At 62.0% G+C, this 21,069-nt stretch carries 19 protein-coding genes; 2 read left to right on the forward strand and 17 right to left on the reverse strand.

Translation table 11 applies throughout. The features are described 5' to 3' along the window. Positions 1-2 precede the first annotated feature (2 nt). From ureE to GGD57_RS13005, 16 genes are all read right to left on the reverse strand, one after another. Positions 3-581 carry an urease accessory protein UreE gene (gene ureE, locus GGD57_RS12930; RefSeq protein ID WP_184470242.1) on the reverse strand — a complete coding sequence of 193 codons (579 nt, stop codon included), beginning with the start codon at positions 579-581 and terminating at the stop codon, positions 3-5. 87 nt (positions 582-668) lie between these two features. Beyond that, on the reverse strand, positions 669-1,532 hold the full coding sequence (locus tag GGD57_RS12935; RefSeq protein ID WP_184470244.1) for a GGDEF domain-containing protein: 864 nt from the start codon (positions 1,530-1,532) through the stop codon (positions 669-671). A gap of 329 nt (positions 1,533-1,861) precedes the next feature. Then, the gene (locus GGD57_RS12940; RefSeq protein ID WP_184470246.1) at positions 1,862-2,533 is read right to left on the reverse strand and encodes a TIGR02117 family protein; all 672 of its coding nucleotides are present in this window, start codon (positions 2,531-2,533) and stop codon (positions 1,862-1,864) included. A 31-nt stretch (positions 2,534-2,564) separates the two neighbouring features. Beyond that, positions 2,565-4,277, reverse strand: a complete 1,713-nt coding sequence (ureC, locus tag GGD57_RS12945; RefSeq protein WP_184470249.1) for an urease subunit alpha — start codon at positions 4,275-4,277, stop codon at positions 2,565-2,567. Between the two features lie 3 nt (positions 4,278-4,280). Next, a complete protein-coding gene (locus tag GGD57_RS12950) occupies positions 4,281-4,919 on the reverse strand; it encodes a Urease operon accessory protein (RefSeq protein WP_184470251.1) in 639 nt (212 codons plus the stop codon). A 1-nt stretch (position 4,920) separates the two neighbouring features. After that, positions 4,921-5,328, reverse strand: coding sequence for a lysozyme inhibitor LprI family protein (locus GGD57_RS12955; RefSeq protein WP_184470253.1), 408 nt, complete (start codon positions 5,326-5,328; stop codon positions 4,921-4,923). Positions 5,329-5,340: 12 nt separating this feature from the next. Next, complete coding sequence (locus tag GGD57_RS12960) at positions 5,341-5,646, reverse strand: urease subunit beta (RefSeq protein WP_003542314.1); 306 nt, start codon at positions 5,644-5,646, stop codon at positions 5,341-5,343. A gap of 10 nt (positions 5,647-5,656) precedes the next feature. Further along, positions 5,657-5,908 (reverse strand): DUF1272 domain-containing protein, encoded by a 252-nt coding sequence (locus GGD57_RS12965; protein WP_184470254.1) that lies wholly within the window; start codon positions 5,906-5,908, stop codon positions 5,657-5,659. Positions 5,909-5,917: 9 nt separating this feature from the next. Then, the gene (locus GGD57_RS12970) at positions 5,918-6,220 is read right to left on the reverse strand and encodes an urease subunit gamma (protein ID WP_184470256.1); all 303 of its coding nucleotides are present in this window, start codon (positions 6,218-6,220) and stop codon (positions 5,918-5,920) included. A gap of 28 nt (positions 6,221-6,248) precedes the next feature. After that, on the reverse strand, positions 6,249-7,067 hold the full coding sequence (locus GGD57_RS12975) for an urease accessory protein UreD (protein WP_184470435.1): 819 nt from the start codon (positions 7,065-7,067) through the stop codon (positions 6,249-6,251). 152 nt (positions 7,068-7,219) lie between these two features. Then, entirely contained in the window at positions 7,220-7,915 is a 696-nt protein-coding gene (urtE, locus tag GGD57_RS12980) for an urea ABC transporter ATP-binding subunit UrtE (RefSeq protein WP_184470258.1), read from the reverse strand. Positions 7,916-8,139: 224 nt separating this feature from the next. Further along, on the reverse strand, positions 8,140-8,895 hold the full coding sequence (gene urtD / locus GGD57_RS12985; protein ID WP_184470437.1) for an urea ABC transporter ATP-binding protein UrtD: 756 nt from the start codon (positions 8,893-8,895) through the stop codon (positions 8,140-8,142). 5 nt (positions 8,896-8,900) lie between these two features. Continuing rightward, complete coding sequence (gene urtC / locus GGD57_RS12990; protein ID WP_184470260.1) at positions 8,901-10,064, reverse strand: urea ABC transporter permease subunit UrtC; 1,164 nt, start codon at positions 10,062-10,064, stop codon at positions 8,901-8,903. Next, positions 10,061-11,698 carry an urea ABC transporter permease subunit UrtB gene (gene urtB, locus GGD57_RS12995; protein ID WP_184470262.1) on the reverse strand — a complete coding sequence of 546 codons (1,638 nt, stop codon included), beginning with the start codon at positions 11,696-11,698 and terminating at the stop codon, positions 10,061-10,063. Before urtB ends, urtC begins: the two co-directional genes overlap by 4 nt. A 113-nt stretch (positions 11,699-11,811) precedes the next feature. Next, entirely contained in the window at positions 11,812-13,104 is a 1,293-nt protein-coding gene (gene urtA / locus GGD57_RS13000) for an urea ABC transporter substrate-binding protein (protein ID WP_126908559.1), read from the reverse strand. 191 nt (positions 13,105-13,295) lie between these two features. After that, the gene (locus tag GGD57_RS13005) at positions 13,296-15,200 is read right to left on the reverse strand and encodes an acid phosphatase (protein ID WP_184470264.1); all 1,905 of its coding nucleotides are present in this window, start codon (positions 15,198-15,200) and stop codon (positions 13,296-13,298) included. A 178-nt stretch (positions 15,201-15,378) separates the two neighbouring features. On the opposite strand from GGD57_RS13005, the gene GGD57_RS13010 reads away from it, so the two are divergent. Both GGD57_RS13010 and GGD57_RS13015 read left to right on the forward strand, forming a co-directional pair. Further along, complete coding sequence (locus GGD57_RS13010) at positions 15,379-18,765, forward strand: hybrid sensor histidine kinase/response regulator (protein WP_184470266.1); 3,387 nt, start codon at positions 15,379-15,381, stop codon at positions 18,763-18,765. Continuing rightward, positions 18,758-19,675, forward strand: a complete 918-nt coding sequence (locus GGD57_RS13015; protein ID WP_085738143.1) for a response regulator transcription factor — start codon at positions 18,758-18,760, stop codon at positions 19,673-19,675. Before GGD57_RS13010 ends, GGD57_RS13015 begins: the two co-directional genes overlap by 8 nt. 185 nt (positions 19,676-19,860) lie before the next feature. Here the strand turns inward: GGD57_RS13015 and GGD57_RS13020 are convergent, their stop codons facing one another. Then, positions 19,861-20,985, reverse strand: a complete 1,125-nt coding sequence (locus GGD57_RS13020; RefSeq protein ID WP_184470268.1) for a branched-chain amino acid ABC transporter substrate-binding protein — start codon at positions 20,983-20,985, stop codon at positions 19,861-19,863. Between the last annotated feature and the right edge of the window lie 84 nt (positions 20,986-21,069).

Raw genomic sequence — 21,069 nt, forward strand, 5'->3', positions numbered from 1 at the left:
CTTCAGTCGTGCTTGTGGCCGTGATGCCCGTGGTCGTGGTCATGGTCATGATTGCATCCCGGTCCATGCACATGGTCGTGGCCATGATCATGTTTGTGGTCATGCCCGTGGTCGTGAACCGCATGTCCGTGATCGTGCGAGTGGCCGCCATGGGCATGATAGGCGCCGCGTGCCGGTTGGAAGGGCTCGTCGATATCGAGGACGGTGGCGCCCAGCCCCTGCAGCATGGTGCGGATGACATGATCGCGCAGGATGACGATGCGGTCTTCCTCGATCTGGGCTGCGAGATGGCGGTTGCCGAGATGCCAGGCAAGCTCGACCAGATGTGTGCGGTCGCGGCCGCGGACTTCGAAGAGCTTCTCATTGGCGGCGAGGATCTCGATCAGTTCGCCATCGTCGCGCACCAGCAGGTCGCCATTGGCAAAAAGCACCGGGTCCTTGAGATCGAGCATGACCATCTCGCCATTTTCCAGATGCAGCAGCTTGCGGCGCAGATGGCGCAGATCATGCGGCAGCTTGACCTGGGCGGTCGGATGGGAGGACGGGGTTCCGGCTGGAAGATAGGAGATAACGCGCTGCATGATATGTCCGTTTTGATGAGACGACGACCATGCAAAATAGCCCCTCCCGATGCAAGCACCAATGGCCTTTTGCTCGGGAGCCGGCTTTTATATTCCGTAGGCCTGCATCACGTTGTCGCCCCCCAGCCCTCTGCTCTCGGCATCGGGGCTATTTTCGGAAAGCCCGTGCCAGGCATGGTGCAGCCCCTCCCGTTCATGCACGACGCGATTGCGCCCGAGGGCCTTGGCCAGGTAGAGCGCCCGGTCGGCGGAGGCATAGACCTGCTGCTTGCTGCGCCCGGCGACGAGATCGGCCACGCCGCCGGAAATGGTGATGCCGATATTGTGCCCCTCTGTCACGATCGGTCCACCCGCGATCCTTGCCCGCACTGCCTGGATCCGCTCCAGCCGCGCCTCCAGCGGTTCGCCGGAGACGATGACGCCGAATTCCTCGCCGCCGAGGCGCGCGACGACGGACAATTCGTCGAAAGCCGAGGTCAGAACGGCCGAGACAGCCGTGATGACGGCATCGCCGCAGGCATGGCCGAAACGATCGTTGATCGCCTTGAAGCGGTCGACATCGAATATGACGAGCGAGGCATTGCTCTCGGTGTTCTCAAGCGCCTCGGTAAAGGCACGCCGGTTCAGGAGGCCGGAGAGCGTGTCCGTGCGGCTGAGCTTTTCGAACTCCGCACGCGACAGCGTTAACTCATGCAGGGCAAAACCAGCCGCCAGCGACAGCATGCCGGAAACCGTCCCGCCGACGAGCCAGGAAAAAATCGTGCCGAATCCGAGCGCATGCGAGAGCGTCACCGGCAACAGCCCGAAAAAGCCGAGCGGCGGTATCGTCAGCGACATGATGACGCCGGAGAGAATGACGGCAAGAAAGCTCATCTTCAAAGCGAAGAAATAGACGTTCCTGCGATGTTGAAAATTGCCAAAATCGGCCTGCAGCGACATCCAGTTTTTCATGAGAATCAACCTTCCTGTCCGGCGTTGCACGGCATTGATAAGAGGCCAATTGCTGCGGGTGTCTTAATCGAACCGTTAAAATTCGAACGGTTTCGGACGATTCGGTGGACAGATTTTTTCTAGCAGGAGATGCAGTCTCCCAATCCCTGAATCGGACAGTGCAGGGAGACACTTAGGCATTTGATTTAAAACAGCTTTGTCAGATTGCCCGGTCAGGCTGTTCCAGAATGATCTACTTGGGGAAATACCGGTTCTCCCATTGAATTTTACAACCAAATGGAGAGCTGCGCCCACAATTCACTTTACCAGCGGACAGGCCGGTGGCTGCTTCAATTGTAGACACCGAGAGACAATCGCAATGATTGTGGAAGCGGATTCCATAAGCCGGTTCGAAGCCCGGCCGAGCGGAGTGCAGCCGCCGTCCAGGTGTTGCAGCCGAAGAGCGCGTTGAAATATCCCTTGGCCTCGAAGAACCGATCGATCTCGCCGTAACCGGCGTCCGGGATCGGCACCACCACGCCCGCTTCGCGAACGAAGCTGTCGGAGATGAATTTGCGCAGCCGCGCCATTTGATCGTCGCCGATATCGAATGCCGCGATGGTGGGCTGCGGCTCGGTGATGTGACCGGCAAGGTCGACATGCAGCACCGAACGGTCGATCGTCAGCGCCCGCAGAACCGGCAGCGGCTTCAGCTCCCCCCAGGTCGGGGTTTCCAGATAGAAGGCACGGCCGCCCCAGCCGATGATAAGCCATTCCGCATTTGGATGGCCGAGCGGAAAATCAGGACCGTCGAGGAAGGAAAAGGCCGCCCGCGTCTCCTCGTCGAGCGGAATGGCAATATCGGTATGGATCGGCCCCGACAGCAGGAGCACCCGGTGCGTAGCCGCCGCGGACGACGCCTCGACCGGGGCAATCAGCGGCCGGGGAATGAAGGTTCCGCAGGCCGCCAAAAACACGATCAGGAACACGATCCGCAGCAACCAGCGGATGCCTGTCCTCATCGAAACCACCAGTCGCACATTGGACGTGCGCCTAAAACAGGAAATAGCGCTGCGCCATCGGCAGCACCGTCGCCGGTTCGCAGGTCAGCAATTCGCCGTTCGCCCTGACTTCGTAGGTCTCCGGATCGACCTCGATCTCCGGCGTCAGATCATTGTGGATCATCGACGCCTTGGAGATGCCGCCGCGCGTATTCTTGACCGCGACGAGGTCCTTTGCCACCCCGAGCCGGCCCTTCAGCCCGGCATCGAGCGAGGCCTGGCTGACGAAAGTGACGGAGGAATTGGTGAGGCTCTTGCCATAGGATGCGAACATCGGCCGGTAGTGCACCGGCTGCGGCGTCGGGATCGAGGCGTTCGGATCGCCCATCGGGGCGGCGGCGATCGATCCGCCGAGCAGCACCATATCGGGCTTCACGCCGAAGAAGGCCGGGTTCCAGAGCACGAGGTCTGCGCGCTTGCCGATCTCGACCGAACCGATCTCATGGCTGAGACCGTGGGCGATCGCCGGATTGATCGTGTATTTGGCGATATAGCGGCGAACGCGGAAATTGTCGTTGTCGCCCTTTTCCTCCTTCAGCCGGCCGCGCTGGCGCTTCATCTTGTCGGCCGTCTGCCAGGTGCGGATCGCCACCTCGCCGACGCGACCCATGGCCTGGCTGTCCGACGAGATGATCGAGAAGGCGCCGATATCGTGCAGGATGTCTTCAGCCGCGATCGTCTCCTTGCGGATCCGGCTTTCGGCAAAGGCAATATCCTCGGGGATCGACGGCGACAGGTGATGGCAGACCATCAGCATGTCGAGATGCTCGGCGATGGTATTGACCGTATAGGGCCGCGTCGGATTGGTGGACGACGGGATGACGTTCGGCTGGCCGCAGATCTTGATGATGTCGGGCGCATGCCCGCCGCCCGCCCCTTCCGTGTGGAAGGCATGGATGGTGCGGCCCTTGATGGCGCCGATCGTATCCTCGACGAAGCCGCTTTCGTTCAGCGTATCGGTGTGGATCATCACCTGCACGTCGTATTCGTCAGCGACCGACAGGCAGCAATCGATGGCGCCAGGCGTCGTGCCCCAGTCCTCGTGCAGTTTCAGCGAGGTGGCGCCGGCCAGCACCATTTCGGTCAATGCTCCCGGCAGCGAGGCATTGCCCTTGCCGGCAAAGGCAAGGTTCATCGGGAAGGCATCCGCCGCCTCGATCATGCGCGCAAGATGCCAGGGGCCTGGCGTGCAGGTGGTGGCCAGCGTGCCGTGCGCCGGCCCCGTGCCGCCGCCGAGCATGCAGGTCATGCCTGACATCAGCGCTTCTTCGATCTGCTGCGGCGCAATGAAGTGGATATGGCTGTCCATGCCGCCTGCGGTCACGATCTTGCCTTCGGCGGCGATCGCCTCCGTGCCCGGGCCGACGATGATGTTGACGCCCGGCTGCATATCCGGATTGCCGGCCTTGCCGATCGCGACGATGCGGCCGTTCTTCAACCCGATATCGGCCTTGTAGATGCCCGAATGATCGACGATCACCGCATTGGTGATGACCGTATCGACCGCGCCGTCGGCCCGCGTCACCTGGCTCTGGCCCATGCCGTCACGGATCACCTTGCCGCCGCCGAATTTCACCTCCTCGCCGTAGGTGGTGAAATCCTTTTCGATCTCGATGAAGAGCTCCGTATCGGCAAGGCGCACCTTGTCGCCGGTCGTCGGTCCGAACATGCCGGCATAGGCGGCGCGGGAGATCTTATAGGGCATCCATCAGGCTCCATGGGAGGAAGAGAAAAGCATTTTTCCGCCAAGCCGCGAGAGACGGCCGGCGGCAACATAGGTATCGACAAGCTGCCGTTCGGCCGCAAACGGGTGCCATTCCCAGCCGGCATGACCGAAGCCGGCCAGCATCACCTCGGCATCGGCAAATTTATTCAATACTTCGGCGATGACGATCATGCCGCTGCTCGGCACCACATAGGGCGTCGGCGCAAAGGCCGAAAGCGAGGCGTCGACGGCCTCGTGGACCACCTTGCCGATGACGACATGCGTCTTGCCGGTCTCGGCGCAGAAGGCAGCGAACGCGTCCGTATAATCGTCGCAGAAATCGTCGAGATCGGGATGCGAAACGGCAAGCGGCGCCCGTATCGCGGCAAATTTTTCCGGGTCGCGCACGCTCCAGATTTCACGCGCCGCGACGATGCCGGGATGATCCCGCCATTCCTGAGAGCCGAGCATCGCCTTGGCCGGCCGGCCGGTATTGCAGACCGCAACGGCATCCGTGCGATTGCCGCCGGCGCCGTAGGAGCGGCAATCGTTGAAGCGGATGACGAAATCGGCGGCATCGATGATGCCTGCCTGCCCTTCCCCGACCTCGCCATTGCCGACGATTACGATCTTTTTGATCACCTTAGTTGCCCATCGTGTCTGCGAGCTCTTTCAGCTCTTTCGTGCGTTTATCCGTCTCTTCGGCCAGGCATCCGGCAACCAGCATCGGCTCCATCGTGCCGCCGCGGGCCTGAAAGCCGAAGGCATCGCATTGGGCGTCGCGATAATCGATCCAGGCGCGCTGCGCTTTGACCAGCGCCTTTTCCGCGCCCTTCATGTCGCCGTCGAGATCCTTGTCGATCGCCACCATGGCGGCGCGCATCTTCTTGTATTGCTCGTTCAGCGCCTTGTCGGCGGTCTCATGGCGCGCGACCTCACAGGACGTCATGTCCGACTGCGTCTTCGGATTCTGGCAATCGATATCCTGGGCGCAGGCCGCCCCTGAAGCCAGCAGCATCGCGGTCCCGAAGAGGCAGATCGTCAAACGCATGCGTTCCTCCCGTTAAAGCTTGCCCATCACCAGCTGACGGAAGCCATAGACCTCACGCTTGCCGGAAAGCGGGATCAGCGTCACCGAACGCGTCTGCCCCGGCTCGAAGCGCACCGCCGTTCCCGCCGGAATATCGAGACGCTTGCCATGCGCCGCTGCGCGATCGAAGGAAAGCCCGGCATTGGTTTCGGCGAAATGATAGTGGCTGCCGACCTGCACCGGCCGGTCGCCGGTATTGGAAACCTCCAGCGTCACCGTCGGCGCGCCGGCATTCAGTTCGATGTCGCCGCTGGCGGCAATGATTTCGCCCGGAATCATCTCGTTCTCCTTAAGCCGCCTTGGGCGCGCAGCCCTCGGCCTTCAGCACACGTTTTGTCGACGCCGGATTTTTGGCGAGCCTATCAGCCGGCCGAATGGGTCTGGCAACGAGATTGCCGCCGCAGTTCGGGCAGGCACCCTTCAACACACCGTCGACGCAATCGGCGCAGAAGGTGCATTCATAGGTGCAGATCCGCGCGTCCGCACTCTCCGGCGGCAAATCCCTATCGCAGCATTCGCAATTGGGTCTGAGCTCCAGCATGCTCTCTCCTCACCGGATCGGTTCGTGCACGGTGACGAGCTTGGTTCCATCCGGGAATGTCGCCTCCACCTGCACGTCGTGGATCATCTCGGCAATGCCCTCCATCACCTGGTCGCGGCCGATCACATGGGCGCCGGCCTCCATCAGCTCGGCGACCGGACGGCCGTCGCGGGCGCCTTCGACGACGAAATCGCTGATCAGCGCGATCGCCTCGGGATAGTTCAGCTTGACGCCGCGCTCCAGCCGCCGCCGCGCCACTATCGCCGCCATCGATATCAGCAGCTTGTCTTTTTCTCTCGGAGTGAGGTTCATTACGTACCCATCTGCTTCGTGCTTAAATTCATAGATTCCAGACTTTCGGCACAGGCGCACCGTTGCGCAAGGTGGAAATGACCGGGATCAGGATTTTTCTGAGCGAGAAGCCGTCGGCTGCCGCAAGGCGCACGACGAGCTTGTCGCTCCAGGCACTGGCGCCGCCCATCGACCCTTCGACGAGCGGCCGGACCTTGCCGAGATAGGCTTCCGCCAGCGGCCCGGCGTAAAACAGTGTCGCGAAGGCCACCTGTCCGCCGAGCACGGCCTGACGCGCCGCCAGCGCCGAAATACCTTCCGAAAGCTTCAGTTCCTCGGCATGGATCAACCTACCCGAACGGCGGATGCGCCAGCGGTCGCGGAAAAGCCCCGTCTCCACCGCCTCGCCCATCGCCTTGCGGCCGAGCAGCACCGCCTCGACGGCCAGGAATTCGGCACTTTCGTCGAGATCGACATCGAGCCGGCGGAAAAGTGAAGCCCGGTCGAAGAGGATCGTTTCCTGCGGCAGCCAGTCGACGCGCGCTCCCGCGCCGACCTCGATGCGGGTCGTCACCTCGGCGGTGCCGGCCGATGCCTTGTAGATCTTCTCGCAGGCCTGGGTGGTGACGTCGATCTTCGTGCCGACGCCGGCAACGACGCTCCAGTCCATCCGATCGCCGCCGGTCAGCCCGCCCGCGGTATTGATGATGACGGCTTCCATCGAGGCATCGAACGTATCAGGCAGGCGGATCTTCGCCGCGCCCTCCTGATAGAGTTCACGCAGGCGCGTGCGGTCGTCGAGCAGCCTTGCCACCAGATGCCCGCGTCCTTCCGCTCTTTGCGGTCTCGTGCTGGCCGCCGCTATCATCTCCACGTCCCTTTTGTTCGCGCCCCGGCTTTTACTCAAGCGCGCGGATGGCTGAAAGCAAGCAATTCCCATGCCGTCCAGAGATGCCTTTAGCGGACGCAGGAGATTTGCGAATTGCTGCATTTCCTGCCGAAAAACGCGGCATTTGCCTGTCAAACGGTCAGATGACGGCGAGCCTCCGGGGTATCCAACGTCTCTGCCAGTCCTTCATGAACGATCTCGCCGCGATCCATGATGTAGACGTAATCGGCAAGCTCCCGGCAGAAATCCAGATATTGTTCGACGAGCAGGATCGCCATGCCGGTGGAATCGCGGAGATAGCGGATCGCCCGGCCGATATCCTTGATGATCGACGGCTGGATGCCCTCGGTCGGCTCGTCGAGCACGAGGATCTTCGGCCGAGTCACCATCGCGCGCCCGATCGCCAACTGTTGTTGCTGCCCGCCGGAAAGATCGCCACCCCGACGCGACAACATCGACTTCAGCACCGGGAAGAGACTGAAGATGTCGTCGGGAATATTGCGGTCGCGGCGCCCAAGCGGGGCAAAGCCGGTTTCGAGATTTTCCTTGACGGTAAGCAGCGGGAAGATTTCACGGCCCTGCGGCACATAGCCGATACCGTGCTTCGCCCGGGCAAAGGGCGGCAGGCCATTCAGCCTGGTATCGTTGAAGGTGACGGTGCCGGCCGACAGCGGATGCTGGCCGGTCACGGCACGCAGAAGCGAACTCTTGCCGACGCCGTTGCGCCCCAGCACGCAGGTGATCTTGCCCATCTCCGCCTTGATGGAGATGCCGCGCAGCGCCTGGGCGGCGCCATAATGCAGATTTGCGTTTTCGACTGTCAGCATGATGCCGTCTCCTGAATCTTTGTGGGTCCAAAAAAGACCCCTCCCCAACCCCTCCCCACAAGGGGGAGGGACAAACTCGGAGCGACCGTCCCACTTTCCAGGAGATCATAAGAAAGCTGGCAATCGTAGCGATGAGCAAGCGCCCAGGTTAAGCCCCTCCCCCTTGTGGGGAGGGGTTGGGGAGGGGTGACACAACCACCAACATTCAATCGACGCATAATCCCTCACCGCCCCAGATAGTTCTCGATCACCTTCGGATCGGAGCTGACGAAATCGATCGATCCCTCAGCCAGCACCGAGCCTTCCGCAAGGCACGTCACCTTGACGCCAAGGTCGCGGATGAAGCCCATATCGTGCTCGACGACCACCACCGAGCGGGTCCTGGCGATATCCTTGAGCAGGATCGCCGTTTCCGCCGTCTCGGCATCCGTCATACCGGCCACCGGTTCGTCGACGAGCAGAAGCTTCGGCTCCTGCGCGAGCAGCATGCCGATCTCCAGCCACTGCTTCTGCCCGTGCGAGAGGTTGGCCGCCAGTTCGTCACGTCGATGCGTCAGCCGCACCGTTTCGAGGATCTCCTCGATGCGAGCCTTGTCCTCGCCCGAAAGCCGATAGAACAGCGTCGAGAACACGCCGCGGCGACGGTTCAGCGCCAGTTCCAGATTGTCCCAGACCGTATGACTTTCGAAGACCGTCGGCTTCTGGAATTTGCGGCCGATGCCGAGCTGGGCAATGTCGGCCTCGTCCTTCCGGGTGAGATCGACGGTGCCGTTGAAGAAAACCTCGCCCTCGTCGGGCCTTGTCTTGCCGGTGATGATATCCATCATCGTTGTCTTGCCGGCGCCGTTCGGGCCGATGATGGCGCGAAGCTCGCCGGGTTCGATGACGATCGAGAGCGAATTCAACGCCTTGAAGCCGTCGAAGGAAACCGAGACGCCGCTGAGATAAAGCACGCTAGTGGGTTTGACGTCGGGAATCACGGTGCTCACTCCGCTGCCTGGATTTTCGGTTCGATGCCGTCTTCCTGCACCGCGGGCGGGACGGCAGCGGAAACGGCTTTGCGTTTGCCGAGATATTGCGCGACGGTGCCGACGACGCCCTTCGGCAGGAACAGGGTGACGGCAACGAAGAGGCCGCCGAGCGCAAAGAGCCAGAACTCGGGGAAGAGACCGGTGAAGATCGTCTTGCCGCCGTTGACGAGGATTGCGCCGATGATCGGCCCGATCAGCGTCGCCCGCCCGCCGACCGCCGTCCAGATGACGACTTCGATCGAGTTGGCCGGCGCGAATTCGCCGGGGTTGATGATGCCGACCTGCGGCACGTAGAGCGCACCGGCAATGCCTGCCATCATCGCCGAGACGACGAAGGTGAAGAGCTTGAAATGCTCGACGCGGTAGCCGAGGAAGCGCGTGCGACTTTCGGCATCACGTACCCCGACCAGCACCTTGCCGAACTTCGAACGAACGATCGCCGAGGCAAGCAGCAGCGACAGCGCGAGCAAGATCGCGGTTGCCGCAAACAGGGCGGCACGTGTGCCGTCGGCCTGGACGTTGAAGCCGAGAATGTCCTTGAAATCGGTCAGGCCGTTGTTGCCGCCGAAACCCATGTCGTTGCGGAAGAAGGCGAGCAGCAGCGCATAGGTCATCGCCTGGGTGATGATCGAGAGATAGACGCCGTTGACGCGTGAGCGGAAGGCGAACCAGCCGAAAACGAAGGCAAGCAGGCCGGGCACGACAAGAACCATCAGCGCCGCAAACCAGAAATGGTTGAAGCCGTACCAGAACCAGGGCAGATCCTTCCAGTTCAGGAACACCATGAAGTCGGGCAGGATTGGGTCGCCGTAGCTGCCGCGGGTGCCGATCTGGCGCATCAGATACATACCCATCGCATAGCCGCCGAGCGCGAAGAAGGCGCCGTGGCCGAGCGAGAGGATGCCGCAGAAGCCCCAGACGAGATCAAGAGCAAGCGCCAGCAGCGCATAGGTCAGATACTTGCCGAACAGCGCCATGACATAAGTCGGGATATGCAGCGGGTTGGCCAGGCCCGTCATCAGGTTCAGGACGGGAACGAGAATGGCGACCAGCAGCAAGAGGGCGATGGCAATGACGATCTTGCGATCGAGAGACCGGAGAAGGAAGGCCGTTATCATGCTTCCACCGCCCTTCCTTTGAGTGCGAAGAGCCCGCGCGGACGCTTCTGGATGAAGAGAATGATGAGAACGAGCACCAGGATCTTGCCGAGCACGGCGCCGGCGAAAGGCTCAAGGAACTTGTTGACGACACCGAGCGACAGCGCTCCGACCAGCGTGCCCCACAGATTGCCGACACCGCCGAAGACGACGACCATGAAGCTGTCGATGATGTAGGACTGGCCGAGGTTCGGCGAGACGTTGTCGATCTGGCTGAGCGCCACGCCGGCAATACCGGCAATGCCCGAACCGAGCGCAAAGGTGAAGGCATCGACCCAGCCGGTGCGGATCCCCATCGACGAGGCCATGCGCCGGTTCTGCGTGACGGCGCGCATCTGCAGGCCGAAGGCGGAGCGTTTCAACAGCATGAGCAGCGTCAGGAACACGACCGTCGAGAAAATGATGATCCAGAGCCGGTTCCAGGTGATGGCGAGCCCGCCGAGATCGAAGGCGCCCGACATCCAGCTCGGATTGCGAACCTCGCGATTGGTCGGGCCGAAGATGCTGCGCACCGCCTGCTGCAGGATCAGCGATACGCCCCAGGTGGCGAGCAGTGTTTCGAGCGGCCGGCCATAGAGATAGCGGATGACGGCGCGCTCGATGACCAGACCGACGAAGCCGGTAAAGACGAAGGCGGCGGGCACCGCAAAGGCCAGGGAATAATCGGCCAATTCTGGAAAGGCGGTAACCACGTATTCCTGCACGACATAGGTCGTGTATGCGCCGATCATCACCATTTCGCCATGCGCCATGTTGATGACGCCCATGACGCCGAAGGTGATCGCAAGGCCGATCGCCGCCAGCAGCAGCACCGAACCGAGGGACAGGCCATACCAGACATTCTGGGCGACGTCCCATAGCGCCAGGTCGCGATTGATAGAGCTGATGTTCGACTGGATTGCCGGCTTCAAATCATCGGGCGCGGTTTCGAGCGTCGTCGTGAGAATGGTCAGCGCATCGCGATTGCCGCGCGCCGCGATCGTATCGATTGCAGCCTTCTTGTCCTCGACGCTCGCATCGGTCTTCAAGAGCAGCACGGCGCGCGCCGCTTCCATCGTATTCCTGATCTCCGCGTCCTTCTCGGCCGCAAGCGCCGCATTCAGCAGCTCGAGATTGGCGGGATCAGCATCTTTCAGCAGTCCCTGTGCCGCGGCAAGCCGCGCGGAACGATCCGGGCTCATCAGCGTCAGCTGGCTGTTGGCGGCGCTGATGACGCCGCGAAGGGCGTTGTTGATCTTGACCTTGGTCATCAGATCCGGATCGACATCGTCAGCGGCTTCGCCGGTGATCGGATCGGAATAGGTCGGCTCGTCATCGGTGCCGCCCTGGAGGAGAACCGGGCCGCCGTCGGAATTGACGTAGAAAAGGCCGTCGCTCAACTGCTGCAGGATCTGGCTGACATGCGGGTCCTTGGAGGCGACCAGCGCCTTGATCGCCGCTTCGCGGTCCGAGAAGTCGCCGACGCCGAGTGCGTCGATGAGGACATGGATATCGCCCTCGGCCCGGACTTCACCCGAAAATGACAGACATGAAAATGACAGGCCCGAAAACACTAGACAAAGCGTGATGAGGAAAATCTTTATGGCGCGATACATCGGCTTTCTCGCCCTTGATATCGTTGGCGTTGCGGCGCAATCGCTGGGACGGAGCTTCCGCCCGGGGTCAGACCCGGACGGAAGCAACTCGGCATCGATCGTTCGAAGGTCTATCAGGAGCCCTTGCCGCCGCATTTGCCGGTTGCAACGTTGAAGTTGCCGCAGGACATCGGCTTGCGCCAATCGGAGATCAGATCCTTGGAGTCCGGAAGGTAATCCGACCACTCGTCGCCGACGACGGCAGGCGTCTGCTGGACGATTTCGAACTGGCCGTCGGCCTGGATTTCACCGATCAGCACCGGCTTGGTGATATGGTGGTTCGGCATGACGGTGGCGTAGCCGCCGGAGAGGTTCGGAACGCTGACGCCGATGATGGAGTCGAGAACCTTGTCGGTATCGGTCGTGCCGGCAGCCTGGACGGCCTTAACCCATGCGTTGAAGCCGATATAGGCAGCTTCCATCGGGTCGTTGGTCACGCGCTTGTCGTTCTTGGTGAATGCGTGCCAGTCCTTGATGAACTTCTTGTTGGCCGGGCTTTCCACGGATTCGAAGTAGTTCCAGGCAGCGAGATGGCCTACGAGCGGCTTGGTGTCGAGACCGGCAAGCTCTTCTTCACCGACCGAGAAGGCGACGACGGGGATGTCGGTTGCCTTGATGCCCTTGTTGCCGAGTTCCTTGTAGAACGGAACGTTGGCATCGCCGTTGATCGTCGAGACGACGGCGGTCTTCTTGCCGGCCGAACCGAATTCCTTGATCTTGGAAACTTCGGTCTGCCAGTCGGAGAAGCCGAACGGCGTGTAGTTGGTCATGATGTCTTCTTTCGGAATACCCTTCGAAATCAGGTATGCCTCGAGAATCTTGTTGGTCGTGCGCGGATAGACATAGTCGGTCCCTTCGAGCACGAAGCGTTTGACGCCTTCTTTTTCCATCAGGTAGTCGACGGCCGGAATTGCCTGCTGGTTCGGAGCCGCACCGGTGTAGAAGATGTTGCGCGAGGATTCCTCGCCTTCATACTGCACCGGATAGAAGAGCAGCGAATTGAGCTCTTCGAAAACAGGCAGGACGGATTTGCGCGAGGACGAGGTCCAGCAGCCGAAGACGGCGGCGACCTTGTCCTTTTCGATCAGTTCGCGTGCCTTTTCGGCAAACAGCGGCCAGTCGGAAGCCGGATCGACGACGACGGCCTCAAGCTTCTTGCCGAGGAGACCGCCCTTCTTGTTCTGCTCATCGATGAGCATCAGCATGGCGTCTTTCAGCGTGGTTTCGGAAATCGCCATCGTGCCTGAAAGCGAATGCAATACGCCGACCTTGATCGTGTCGTCGGCGGCCAGCGCGCCATGGAACGCGGCCGATGCCGCCATGACGGCACCGAGTGCCGCACCGGTGATCGTGGATCTGAAATTCATCTGTTTGAGCCCCTCTTCTTGTTCCGCAACAGGCCGGAAAAGGAATTTGACCGTTGCCGAGGGGGACTATCGGGTGCTGCAACGCAAAAACACATACGCAAAATGACGTAGGTGCAGGGGTCAAACGGGCCGGCTGGAAAGCAAAGGGCATCCCGCAGCCGGGGATGCCCTCCTGATTCGAAGACGGGGAATTAGCCGTCGATCGTCAAGGTCACGACCGTCGGGCCGTAGGAAAGGCTGGCCTTGTGGCCGGAAACGGTGACCTTGCCGAAGGCACCGGAAACAGCACTCGCCTTCAGAATCTCGATCTTCGTCCCGGGCGCCGGAGCATAGCCATCGGCAAGCGTCACGTCGAGATCGCCGGCCAGCGCCGCCTTGCCTTCGACAACAAGCGTGCCTGCGCCGTTCGCGCCGAGCGCCAGCTTCGCCGCCGCATGGGCGGACTGTTGATAATCGCCGCCCACGGCCAAAGGCTTGCCGGCCGCCACAACGAGCGAACCGCCATTGATCGTCAGCCCGCCGGTGCCGAAGGCGGAGGCCGATCCGGCAACCAGCGCGCCCTCTTCCAGCACGGTGCCGCCGGCATAGCTGTTGGCGCCGGATAGGCCGAGGATGCCGCTGCCCCGCTTCACCAGTTTGCCCTTGCCGCCGATGTCATTGCGCCAGCTATCGAGCGCATTGAAGCCGCCCTTTGCCGCGTCCATCGTCACGGTTACATCCTGCTCGAAAGCACCGTAGCCGTCGGCGGCGGCAAACAGGTTGAGACGGCCGTAACCTTCCGCGTCGTCGATGAGCGGATAACCGGACGCGATCTCCGTTGTGCCAAGCACGTCGCGGCGCTGCGCGCCGTCGAGATAGGGCAGACGGGTTTCGAGAAGCGCTTCGGCGCCCTGCGGCACGCGCGCCGGCTGGTCGGTCGCATGGATCGTCGGCAGGCCGTAGCTCAGGCGCTGCAGCACGTAGGCGCGATTGGCCTCATGATCGGCGAAACGGTCTGCGGCGAGCGGTGCCGCATGCGCGGCGACTTCGAGCGCACCCGCATCCGCAACGCCCGACTTGGCGATGAGCCAAGACTGCGCCTGAGCGTAGGCATCGCTCTTCAGCGCCGCGTTGTCGGCCTTGTTCAGATTGTAGACCACCGTCGCGGTGCCGAGCATGCGGCCGCCCATCACGTCGAGAGGAGAGTGCATGCCGGCAAGGATGCGATCCTCACCCAGTTCACTGGCGCGCGTGATCATTTCCTGGAAGCGCTGCGGCACGAGATAGGCCATGGCGAGCGCATCGCGCCAGGCTTCCGCCGTATGGCCGCTCGGGAACCCGCCATCCTCCACCGGCTTGCCGCTCTTGGCGGGCTCCAGCGTCGGAACGACCGACACGTCCTGGCTCCAGCGATAGGGACGGCCATATTTGAAATAGCGCTTGGCAGGCTCCGTCGAGCCGTCACCGCTTGCAGCGTTGATGAAATCGATCGCGAGGCCCATGTCGGGGTTGGCATCGGTCTTGTTTTCCGTGTCCGGCTTGCTGCCGGCGCCGCGATTGTTACCCTTGTCGTCATATTTGACGGTCGTTGCGTCGGCCGCCACCTCGGTGATCGTGGTGGTCTGCTTGGAGCCGGCCTTCCAGGCAGCCGTCAGTGGACCGAGGCCGTCGACAATGCTGGCATTCTTGCCGCGCCGGTCGTCGAGATAGGCGGCAACAGCCTGATCGACGGTCCGCGCCCGTGTCGCCTTGACGACATAAGCGATGTTAGCGTCATGCACCGCCTGATTGACGATCTGGCCGTCGGTCTTGCTGGCGGGAATGCCATCCCAATCCGTCTTGGCGACCGCCGGGCAATTGTCCTTGGCCGGGGCTTCGACACCCGCATCGACGAAAGGCGTGCGCGGGGTCCAGATTTCGAGGAAGCCGGAGAGAAGGTGAACGGCGGCATTGGTGTCCACCGTCGAGAAGCAGGCATCACCGCGCTTGTTGGTATTTCCGGCCTCCGCATAAGGCGCTTTTGCCGCGGTGGCCTGCTCGGCGCTGGCAAGTGATGGCACGATGGACAGAAGGCAGACGAGGGCGGTGCTCAGGCGGCAAAGGCTTAAAGCAGACATGGTGATACCCGAAATCGTTGAACGAACGCCGGGACAGTTAGAGCGCTTATGTGACAGATCAATTGCAAAAATATTGCCATTCTGTAAACCGGCCGGTGCCCGCCTCTTGCCTTTCCCCGCCATCCCGCCAAAACTGGCTGGAAGACGATGAACCCAACCGGAATGCCGAAAGGAAGACATGGCAGCGCGCCAACGCATCATTCCGGTAAGACGCGAATATAATCGCTGGGTCGCCAACCAGACGCTCGAAGATTACGCGCTGCGCTTCACCGCAAAGAGCGCCCGCCATTTCTCTTCGCAGCGCATTTCGCAGACGGCGATCGGCGCGATCTCCTTCCTGGCGCTCGAAGCGATCGGCGGCGCGATCACCCTCTCCTACGGCACCACCAATGCTTTTTATGCCATTATCGTCGCGTCGATCGCCATGCTGGCGATCGGCCTGCCGATCAGCCGCTACGCCATCCGCCACGGCGTCGACATCGACCTTCTGACGCGCGGCGCCGGCTTCGGCTATATCGGCTCGACCATCACCTCGCTGATCTATGCGAGCTTCACCTTCATGCTGTTTGCGATCGAGGCCTCGATCATGTCCGGCGCGCTGGAGCTCACCCTCGGCATCCCGCTGTGGATCGGCTATATCCTCAGCGCAGTCATGGTCATCCCGCTGGTGACGCACGGCGTGCGGCTGATCAGCAAATTCCAGCTGATGACCCAGCCCTTCTGGATCGTGCTGAATATTCTGCCCTTCATTTTCATCGCCTGTTTGGACTGGGAAAAGTTTGATCTGTGGCGCGCCTTTGCCGGCATTCATCATGCTTCGGGGCCGCCCGGCACCGTCGCCGATTTCGATCTGGTCGAGTTCGGCGCAGCCTCCGCCGTCATCCTGGCACTGATGTCGCAAATCGGCGAACAGGCCGACTTCCTGCGCTTCCTGCCACCGGAGCCGCGGCGCAAATGGCGCCATCGCCTCGCCGTTTTTCTCGCCGGACCCGGATGGGTCATTATCGGCGCACCGAAACTGCTTGCCGGCTCCTTCCTCGTCGTGCTGACCTTCGCCTCGGGCGTGCCGCTCGACCGCGCCGCCGACCCGGCGCAGATGTATCTGACCGCTTTCGGCTACATGATCCCCTGGCACAATGCGGCGCTGCTGTTGATGGCCGCCTTCGTCGTCATCTCGCAGCTGAAAATCAACGTGATGAATGCCTATGCCGGCTCGCTCGCCTGGTCGAACTTCTTCTCGCGGCTGACCCACAGCCACCCCGGCCGCGTCATCTGGCTGGTCTTCAACGTCGCAATCGCCCTGCTTTTGATGGAGCTCGGCATCTACCGCCTGCTGGAGGAGACGCTCGGCATCTTCTCGATCGTCGCCATGGCCTGGCTCTGCACGATCTCCGCCGATCTCTTCATCAACAAGCCGCTGGGGCTGGCGCCCCCCGGCATCGAGTTCAAGCGCGCCCATCTTTATGACGTCAATCCGGTCGGCCTCGGCGCGATGACGCTGTCAGCGACGGTATCGCTGATCGCCCATTTCGGCGCCTTCGGCGAAATCGCCGCCTCGCTTGCTCCCTATATCACCCTCGTCATCGCGCTGGTCGCCTCACCCGTGCTCGCCTGGGCGACGAAAGGCAGGTTCTATCTCGCCCGCAAGCCGCGCCAGAGCTGGAAGACCCTGACGAACATCACCTGCTCGGTCTGCGAGCACCCATTCGAGCCGGAGGACATGGCGTGGTGCCCGGCCTATGCCGCGCCGATCTGCTCGCTCTGCTGCTCGCTGGACAGCCGCTGCCACGACATGTGCAAGCCGGCCGCCCGTTTCAACGCCCAGGTCGGCACTGTCGCCAAGGCACTGCTGCCGGAAACCGTTCTGGGAAAGCTGACGACGCGCCTCGGCCGCTACGGCATCGCCGTCGTGCTGGCACTGACCGCCATCGGCGCAATCCTGGCGATGATCGCCCATCAGGTTGCCGCCGCCTCGCCCGAGACGGCCGAGGTCGTCAACCGCACGATCCTCATCGTCTTCTTCGTCTTCTCGGTGATTTCAGGCGTCGTCTGCTGGTTCTATGTGCTCGCCCATGACAGCCGTGTCGTGGCCGAAGAGGAATCCTCGCGCCAGAACACCCTGCTGCTCAAGGAAATCGCCGCCCACAAGAAGACCGACACTGCCCTGCAGAACGCCAAGGAGACGGCCGAGGCCGCCAACCGCGCCAAGAGCCGCTACGTCGTCGGCCTCAGCCACGAGCTGCGCACGCCGCTCAACGCCGTGCTCGGTTATGCTCAGATCCTCGAACGCGACGAGACCATTCCGGCGCCGCGCCAATCCTCGATCAAAGTCATCCGCCGCAGCGCCGAACACCTCTCCGGACTGATCGACGGCCTGCTCGATATTTCCAAGATCGAGGCCGGCCGCCTGCAGGTCTATTCCAACGAAATCAACATCCAGGATTTCCTCGACCAGATCGTCGATATGTTCCGCCCGCAGGCGCAGGCGAAAGGGCTCGCCTTCGTCCATCAGCGCTCACCGGCCGTGCCGCAATTCGTCCGTACCGACGAAAAGCGGCTGCGTCAGATCCTCGTCAACCTGCTCTCCAATGCCATCAAATTCACCGATGAAGGCAGCGTTACCTTCGATGTCGGCTATCGCAGCCAAGTCGCGACCTTCACCGTCACCGATACCGGCCGCGGTATCACCGAGAGGGATCTGAGCCGCATTTACGAACCGTTCCAGCGTGGCGAAGCCGAAAGCGTGCGGCCGATGCCCGGCCTCGGCCTCGGCCTCACCATCACCCGGCTTCTGACCAATACGCTCGGCGGCGAGATTTCGGTTTCGAGCATCAAGGACGAAGGTTCGACCTTCCGTGTCCGCCTGATGCTGTCGGCCGTCATGCGCGCCATGGCCGCCGCACCGCAGGAGAAACGCATCGTCGGCTACAACGGTCCGCGCCGCACGATCGTTGTCGTCGACGATAACGAAGACCATCGCGAGATGATGCGTGAAATCCTGGCCCCGCTCGATTTCATCGTGCTGACGGCGGCAGGCGGCGCCGAATGCCTGACGCTGATCGAGGGAATTATACCGGACCTCTTCCTTGTCGATATCCTGATGCCCGGCATGAGCGGCTGGCAGCTCGTCTCGCGTCTGCGCGAGGCGGGCCAGGCGGCGCCGGTGCTGATGCTTTCGGCCAATATCGGTGATGCAGCGGTTCTCGGCGACAGTGACGACAGCCACAATGATGCGATCGGCAAACCGGTCGACATCCGTCAACTGCGCGACAAGCTCGCTTTGCATCTTGGCCTGACGTGGGTCTATGCCGACGCCGCGCCCGCCGTTCCCGTCAAGACCGAAGCGCCGATGCGCAGCCCCGGTGCCGCCCATGTGCAGGAATTGCTGCGGCTCGGCGAAATCGGCTATATCAGAGGCATCGAAGCCAAGCTTTCGGACCTTGCCAAGGTGGAGGCAAATCAGCCATTCACCGAGAAACTCCGTGCCTATGTCGCCGCCTTCGATCTCGCCGGCTTCATGACCTTCCTGCACGACTTCGACAAAAAGGTGGAATCCATTGGCTGAGCCGGCCCTGCCCCGCGACATCGTTCTGCTCGTCGACGACTCGCCCGAAGCGCTCGGCTTCCTGACCGACGCGCTCGAACAATCCGGCTTCTCCGTGCTGATCGCCACATCGGGCACGGCCGCACTTGGCATCGTCGAGCGCATCACACCCGATCTCATCCTGCTTGACGCCGTCATGCCCGCCATGGATGGTTTTGAGACCTGCCGCAGGCTGAAAGCGAATGCCGCTGTCGCCCAGGTGCCCGTCATCTTCATGACCGGCCTGACCGAGACCGAGCACGTCGTGCATGCGCTGGAATCCGGCGGTGTCGATTACCTCAGCAAACCGATCAACATCGACGAATTGCGCGCCCGCATCCGGGTCCACCTGCGCAACGCTCGCTCGGCCCAAAGCGCCCGCGTCGCGCTCGACGCCGCCGGCCGTCATCTGCTGGCCGTCAAGGGCGATGGCGCGATCCATTGGTCGACGCCGCAGGCGACACGGCTGGTCAATGCCGCCATGGGCAGCGACGACGGCATGGAAATCGTCGTTCGCCATATCGCCGGCTGGATGCGCAACCGCGTCGCCGCGGTGCGCGACGGCATCATCTCGATCGCCCATGCCGGCCAGGCGGCGCTGCAGCTCGCCTTCCTTGGCGCGATCGGCCCCGACGAATATCTCTTCCGCCTCACCGCCGCCAATCAGCGCAGCGACGACGAGATGCTGCGCCAGCGCTTCTCGCTCACCCAGCGAGAATCCGAAGTGCTGCTCTGGATCGCCAAGGGCAAAGCCAACCGCGACATCGGCGAAATATTGGGACTGTCGGCGCGCACGGTGAACAAACACCTCGAACAGATCTATGTGAAGCTCGGCGTCGAGAACCGGGCATCGGCCGCCGTCAAGGCGACGCATGTGCTGCACGAGATGTGAGGGATATTGAGCGGCATCGCCGCCGGGATTGCCGAGGACCTTCATGACGGCCGGCAATTGACGGAAATCGTCGGCGCCAGATAAGCCGCACGGAGACGGACGGAAATTCAGTTCTCCACATAACGACAGAAGCCCGGCCGAAACCGGGCTTCGATCAGATCATGGTGCGAATAAGCAAGCTAAGCTTACTTCGTGCCCTGCGGGACGTAGGTGTACTTGCCGTCCGCGCCCTTCTTCCATTCGTACATGATGTAACCAGGAATCTTCGGGTCGCCCTTTTCGTCAAACGAAATGTCGCCGAGCACCGTCGGGAACGGACCCTTTTCCTTCATGGCCGTGGCAACGGCTTCAGGATCCACCGAACCGGCAGCCTTGGCGGCTCCGACGATCGCCTGCATCGCAGCGTAGGAGTAGAGCGTGTAGGCTTCCGGGTTGAAGCCGGCGGCCTTGAACTTTTCGACGAGTTCCTTGTTGGCCGGGTTCAGCGTCGGATCAGGGCCGAAGGTGTTGAGCGTACCGGCAACGGCGTCGCCAGCGATCGAGGCCAGTTCGTTCGAAACGATACCGTCGCCCGAAACCAGCGTTGCCTTCAGGCCCTGGTCGGCGGCCTGGCGGATGATGAGACCGGCTTCAGTGTGCAGACCGCCCCAATAGATGATCGAGACACCGGCTTCCTTCATCTTGGCGATGAGGGCCGAGAAGTCCTTGTCGCCGACGTTGATGCCTTCGTACATGACTTCCGTCAGACCGGCAGCATTCATCGCCTTCTTGGTTTCGTCGGCAAGACCCTGACCGTAAGGCGTCTTGTCATGAACGACGGCGATCTTGGCGTCCTTGAAGTGGTCGGCGAGATACTTGCCGGCGATCGCGCCCTGCTGGTCGTCACGGCCGCAGGTGCGGAACGTGTTCCAGAGGCCCCGTTCCGTGAACTTCGGGTTCGTAGCAGCCGGGGTGATTTCGAGGATGCCATTTTCGGCATAGACTTCCGAAGCCGGGATCGAAACGCCCGAGTTGAAGTGGCCGATGACGAACTTGACGCCGTCAGCAACGAACTTGTTGGCGACCGAGATGCCCTGCTTCGGGTCGGAGACGTCGTCGCCGAGCTCGATCTTGATCTGCTCGCCGTTGATGCCGCCAGCAGCGTTGATGTCGGCGGCCGCCTGCTCGGCGCCCTTCTGGAGCTGAGCGCCGAATGCGGCGTTCGGGCCGGTCAGCGGACCAGCGACAGCGATGAGGACGTCGGCCCAAGCGTTGCCGCTGAAGGCGACCATCGCCGTCAGAGCCACTGCCGACAGAAGAGACTTCTTCATATTGTTACTCCCAATTTTTGGGCGGGTTCCGGTCCAAGGCCCGGCGCATTACCCACCATTGACTGCGCCAGGAAAGCTGTTCCA

The organism is Rhizobium esperanzae (assembly GCF_014197615.1).
GTDB lineage: Bacteria > Pseudomonadota > Alphaproteobacteria > Rhizobiales > Rhizobiaceae > Rhizobium > Rhizobium esperanzae_A.

Excerpts from the sequence above, each read along its gene's own strand:
- ureE (WP_184470242.1), bottom strand. The coding sequence starts at position 581 with ATGCAGCGCGTTATCTCCTATCTTCCAGCCGGAACCCCGTCCTCCCAT.
- GGD57_RS12935 (WP_184470244.1), bottom strand. The coding sequence starts at position 1,532 with ATGAAAAACTGGATGTCGCTGCAGGCCGATTTTGGCAATTTTCAACAT.
- GGD57_RS12940 (WP_184470246.1), bottom strand. The coding sequence starts at position 2,533 with ATGAGGACAGGCATCCGCTGGTTGCTGCGGATCGTGTTCCTGATCGTG.
- ureC (WP_184470249.1), bottom strand. The coding sequence starts at position 4,277 with ATGCCCTATAAGATCTCCCGCGCCGCCTATGCCGGCATGTTCGGACCG.
- GGD57_RS12955 (WP_184470253.1), bottom strand. The coding sequence starts at position 5,328 with ATGCGTTTGACGATCTGCCTCTTCGGGACCGCGATGCTGCTGGCTTCA.
- GGD57_RS12960 (WP_003542314.1), bottom strand. The coding sequence starts at position 5,646 with ATGATTCCGGGCGAAATCATTGCCGCCAGCGGCGACATCGAACTGAAT.
- GGD57_RS12965 (WP_184470254.1), bottom strand. The coding sequence starts at position 5,908 with ATGCTGGAGCTCAGACCCAATTGCGAATGCTGCGATAGGGATTTGCCG.
- GGD57_RS12970 (WP_184470256.1), bottom strand. The coding sequence starts at position 6,220 with ATGAACCTCACTCCGAGAGAAAAAGACAAGCTGCTGATATCGATGGCG.
- GGD57_RS12975 (WP_184470435.1), bottom strand. The coding sequence starts at position 7,067 with ATGATAGCGGCGGCCAGCACGAGACCGCAAAGAGCGGAAGGACGCGGG.
- urtE (WP_184470258.1), bottom strand. The coding sequence starts at position 7,915 with ATGCTGACAGTCGAAAACGCAAATCTGCATTATGGCGCCGCCCAGGCG.
- urtC (WP_184470260.1), bottom strand. The coding sequence starts at position 10,064 with ATGATAACGGCCTTCCTTCTCCGGTCTCTCGATCGCAAGATCGTCATT.
- urtB (WP_184470262.1), bottom strand. The coding sequence starts at position 11,698 with ATGTATCGCGCCATAAAGATTTTCCTCATCACGCTTTGTCTAGTGTTT.
- urtA (WP_126908559.1), bottom strand. The coding sequence starts at position 13,104 with ATGAATTTCAGATCCACGATCACCGGTGCGGCACTCGGTGCCGTCATG.
- GGD57_RS13005 (WP_184470264.1), bottom strand. The coding sequence starts at position 15,200 with ATGTCTGCTTTAAGCCTTTGCCGCCTGAGCACCGCCCTCGTCTGCCTT.
- GGD57_RS13010 (WP_184470266.1), top strand. The coding sequence starts at position 15,379 with ATGGCAGCGCGCCAACGCATCATTCCGGTAAGACGCGAATATAATCGC.
- GGD57_RS13020 (WP_184470268.1), bottom strand. The coding sequence starts at position 20,985 with ATGAAGAAGTCTCTTCTGTCGGCAGTGGCTCTGACGGCGATGGTCGCC.